Source organism: Streptomyces sp. NRRL WC-3549, assembly GCF_000721935.1.
Lineage (GTDB): Bacteria > Actinomycetota > Actinomycetes > Streptomycetales > Streptomycetaceae > Streptomyces.
This window is the reverse complement of the sequence record NZ_KL585394.1, coordinates 33628-37479: the sequence shown is the minus strand read 5'-3', so window position 1 is coordinate 37479 and position 3852 is coordinate 33628. Positions and strand designations below refer to the sequence as shown.

Genomic DNA, 3852 nt, shown 5'->3' with positions numbered 1-3852 from the left:
GCTCGATCTGCGCGGCGTCGACGCCGTACGGGTCGGCGGGCGCGGCGGGGTCGGCCGGCCCGGCCTCCGCGCCCAGCAGCAGGCAGAGCAGGGCGAGGTCCGGCCGTTCGGCGCGCGCCTCGTCGGCGAACCGCCGCCGGTGTCCGGCGGTGCCGGGGTCCTGAGCGCTCATACGAGGTGTACTCCTGGGCTACGCGGGCCGGAAGTGGTGGTACAGGTGGTGGTGGGCGAAGCCCATGCCGTCGTACAGGGCCCGGGCCGGGGTGTTGTCCGTCTCCACCTGGAGCCAGGCGGCCGACGCGCCCTCGTCGAGCGCACGGTGTGCCAGCGCCGCCATCACGGTCGTGGCGAGACCGCGGCGGCGGTACTCCGGGCCGACCTCCACGGCCATGAACCCGGCCCACCGGCCGTCCACCACGCAACGCCCGATCGCCGCGGGGACCCCGTCGCCGCTCTCGCCGGGGACGGACGCGAACCACACCGAGGGGCCGCCGCCCAGCACCTTCAGGACATGGGCGCCGGGCCTCCGCCCCGGGGTGTCGAAGCGCTGGTACCGGGAGAGCCACGCGTCGTCCGTCCCGCGGGCCAGCAGGACCCCTGATTTGTCCGCCGGCAGGTCCGCGACGGGCGCCAGCGCGGCGACCCGGGTCTCGGCCGTCACCTCGCGCCGCCATCCGTGCTCCTCCAGTGCGGCGCAGAGCCGCTCCTGCGCGCCCTGCGCGCCGGTGCCCGCCTGCACGTAGGCCGGCAGCCCCCGCTCCTCGTACCACCGGCGGACACGCCCCAGCGCCTCGCCTGTCGGGAGGCCGGGGTCGCCGAGCGGGAGCACGGAGTTGGCGCGCCGGGTGAACCCGGAGGCGGCGCGCAGCCGCCAGTCGCCCAGCGCCTCGCTCTCCACCGGCTGCCAGGCCCGCGCGGCGACCCGGGTGAGCTCCTCGAACGAGGCGGCGGGACCACGCCGGCGCGCCGGGGCGGGAGGCACGACCTTGCCCGCCACCAGCGACGATTCCGCGATGCGGACGCTCTCGCCGGACCGGGGCGTGATCGTCACCACATCGTCGTCCCACGATGTGAGAACCCCGACCGTGTCGGTGAACTTCGCGCCCTCACCGCCTCCGTGCACCACCTGCCGCACCGAGACGCGTTTGCCCACGTCATCCGGTGTCACCCGTACCTCAAGTCGTCCGCCGACGGTGAATTCCACAGCTCGGTACGCCCCTCCTGTTCGGATCGTGCCCCGGAACGGAGATACTAGGGGCGGGCATCGACGACGCCGCGCTCCCGCGCGAGAGCCAACGCCCTACCGAGGAGGAACGACAGCGTGACCTACGTCATCGCGCAGCCTTGTGTCGACGTGAAGGACAAGGCCTGCATCGAAGAGTGCCCCGTCGACTGCATCTACGAGGGCCAGCGGTCCTTGTACATCCACCCGGACGAGTGTGTCGACTGCGGAGCCTGTGAGCCGGTCTGCCCGGTGGAGGCCATCTTCTACGAGGACGACACCCCGGAGGAGTGGAAGGACTACTACAAGGCGAACGTCGAGTTCTTCGACGATCTCGGCTCGCCGGGTGGCGCCTCCAAGCTCGGTCTCATCGAGCGCGACCACCCGTTCGTCGCCGCGCTGCCGCCGCAGAACCAGTAACGGCCGCCTCACCAGCGCCGCCCGGTCCCGTACGGCTTCACACCGTGCGGGACCGCAGCGTTTCCGGCGTACGTACCCGCTCACGGCCAGTACGTGAAACGCCCACGCCCCCGTACGAGAAAGCAGAGTCCCGTGCCCGCAGCACCCGTCTCCTCACGCCTCCCGGTCTTCCCCTGGGACAAGCTCGCGCCCTACAAGTCGACGGCCGCTGCCCATCCGGACGGTGTCGTGGACCTGTCCGTCGGCACCCCGGTCGACCCGGTGCCCGGACTGATCCAGCAGGCGCTGGTCTCGGCCGCAGACAGCCCGGGCTACCCGACGGTGTGGGGGACCGAGGCCCTGCGCGACGCCCTGACCGGCTGGGCGGGGCGGCGGCTGGGCGCGACCGGCCTGACGCACCAGAACGTCCTGCCGGTCGTCGGCTCCAAGGAGCTGGTGGCCTGGCTGCCGACCCAGCTCGGTCTCGGCCCCGGCGACAAGGTCGCCTACCCCCGGCTCGCCTACCCGACGTACGAGGTCGGCGCGCGGCTCTGCGGCGCCGAGCCGGTCGTCTACGACGACCCGACCGAGCTGGACCCGGCGGGGCTCAGGCTGCTCTGGCTCAACTCGCCGTCCAACCCGACCGGGCGGGTCCTGTCCCAGGAGGAGCTGACCCGTACCGTCGCGTGGGCGCGTGAGCACGGCGTGCCGGTGTTCAGCGACGAGTGCTACCTGGAGCTGGGCTGGGAGGCAGAGCCCGTCTCCGTGCTCCACCCGGAGGTGTGCGGCGGGACGTACGAGGGCCTGGTCGCCGTCCACTCGCTCTCCAAGCGGTCCAACCTGGCGGGATACCGCGCGGCGTTCGTCGTCGGCGACGCGGCGGTCCTGGGCGAGCTGCTCCAGATCCGCAAGCACGGCGGGATGATGATCCCCGCCCCGGTCCAGGCGGCGACCGTCGCGGCACTGGGCGACGACACCCACGTCGCCGAGCAGCGCGCCCGGTACGCGCGCCGGCGGAGCGTGCTGCGGGCGGCGCTGGAGGGCCACGGCTTCCGCATCGAGCACAGCGAGGCGAGCCTCTACCTGTGGGCCACCCGCGACGAGCCCTGCTGGGAGACCGTCGCCCACCTCGCGGAGCTCGGGATCCTGGTGGCCCCGGGCGACTTCTACGGGCCGGCCGGGGACCGTTTCGTACGGGTCGCGCTGACGGCGACGGACGAGCGGGTGGACGCGGCGGTCAAGCGGCTCCACGGCTAGGGCGTGACGAGGGGCCTCGGCTGGGGCATGACGAGGGGGCCCCGGGAGTGCGCACTCCCGGGGCCCCCTCGTCACGCCTACGGCGGTGTGACGCCTGGTGGCTCAGCCGAGCGGCAGGCCCTTGGCGGGCAGGGTGTCGCCGGTCAGCTCGCCGTCGGTCACGCTGCCGGCCTTCTTGAGGGTCTTGCCGGCGGCCGGGAGCGTCGTACCGACGAGCTTGCCGCCGGTCTCGCCGGCCACCTGGGCACCCTGCTTCGAGGTCGAGTCCAGCGTGTCGCTCACGCCGGCCCCGTCCAGCGAGGTCAGGCTGCCGAGGGCGGGGGTCTGCGGAAGCCCCGCGGCACCCGCGGCACCGGCCGCACCGACCACGGGGGCCGCGCCTGCAGCGATCAGCAGCGCGGTGCGGGCGATCCGACGGGTCAGGGGGAGGGACATGATGCTCCTTCGACGGGGAAGTCAACGGGTCACGGCAGACGCGGAATCCACCTGTCCGGTGATCGGACGCCCTGACAACCGCTCGGAGGGCGGGGAAGGTTGCGGGGTTCGCGGGTAAAGACTGGGTAATGCGTCGGATAATCCGTCATGGAAGGGGTCGTCGAAGCCCGTACGGAGGACGGCCCGGACTACTGAGCGAGCCTCATCCGCACCGAAGTGGCGCCCGGTTCCCCGGCTTCCGTCCGCCAGCCCGTGTCCGGCCGCCACACCCGGCCCTCGTAGGAGACCTCGGCGATCCGCAGGGTCCCCGCCCGGGCGACCGCCCAGTGGGCGATCTCCCAGCCGCGCCGGGACTCCGAACCGTCCGCGGTCCGCGCCTGCCCGCGCACCGGCACCGAGACCGTGGTCGTCGCCGCGGCGCCCGAGGACCCGGCGGCCGGCAGCACGTCCTTGCCGAAGGAGCGGACCAGGTCCGCCCGCACCTCGTCCGCGTCCCCGGGAAGGCTGTCGGCCACCGTCGGCAGCGAACAGCTCAGCGA

At 73.4% G+C, this 3852-nt stretch carries 4 protein-coding genes and 1 pseudogene; 2 read left to right on the top strand and 3 right to left on the bottom strand.

Going from position 1 to position 3852, the window contains the following annotated elements:
* Window positions 1-190 precede the first annotated feature (190 nt).
* Window positions 191-1204: a GNAT family N-acetyltransferase gene (locus tag IH13_RS0110790; protein WP_031083266.1), complete on the bottom strand. Its 1014-nt coding sequence runs from the start codon at window positions 1202-1204 to the stop codon at window positions 191-193.
* Window positions 1205-1321: 117 nt separating this feature from the next.
* On the opposite strand from IH13_RS0110790, the gene fdxA reads away from it, so the two are divergent.
* Together fdxA and dapC are read left to right on the top strand one after the other, a co-directional pair.
* Window positions 1322-1642, top strand: coding sequence for a ferredoxin (fdxA, locus tag IH13_RS0110785; RefSeq protein ID WP_014048159.1), 321 nt, complete (start codon window positions 1322-1324; stop codon window positions 1640-1642).
* Window positions 1643-1774: 132 nt separating this feature from the next.
* On the top strand, window positions 1775-2878 hold the full coding sequence (dapC, locus tag IH13_RS0110780; protein WP_031083265.1) for a succinyldiaminopimelate transaminase: 1104 nt from the start codon (window positions 1775-1777) through the stop codon (window positions 2876-2878).
* Window positions 2879-2980: 102 nt separating this feature from the next.
* Here dapC and IH13_RS0110775 read toward each other — a convergent pair whose 3' ends face one another.
* On the bottom strand, window positions 2981-3313 hold the full coding sequence (locus IH13_RS0110775; protein WP_031083262.1) for a hypothetical protein: 333 nt from the start codon (window positions 3311-3313) through the stop codon (window positions 2981-2983).
* A gap of 188 nt (window positions 3314-3501) precedes the next feature.
* Window positions 3502-3852, bottom strand: a pseudogene (locus tag IH13_RS0110770) (hypothetical protein); the annotation flags it as partial.

Bases quoted from the DNA above. Each gene is read 5' to 3' on its own strand.
- IH13_RS0110775 (WP_031083262.1), bottom strand. From the start codon at position 3,313: ATGTCCCTCCCCCTGACCCGTCGGATCGCCCGCACCGCGCTGCTGATC.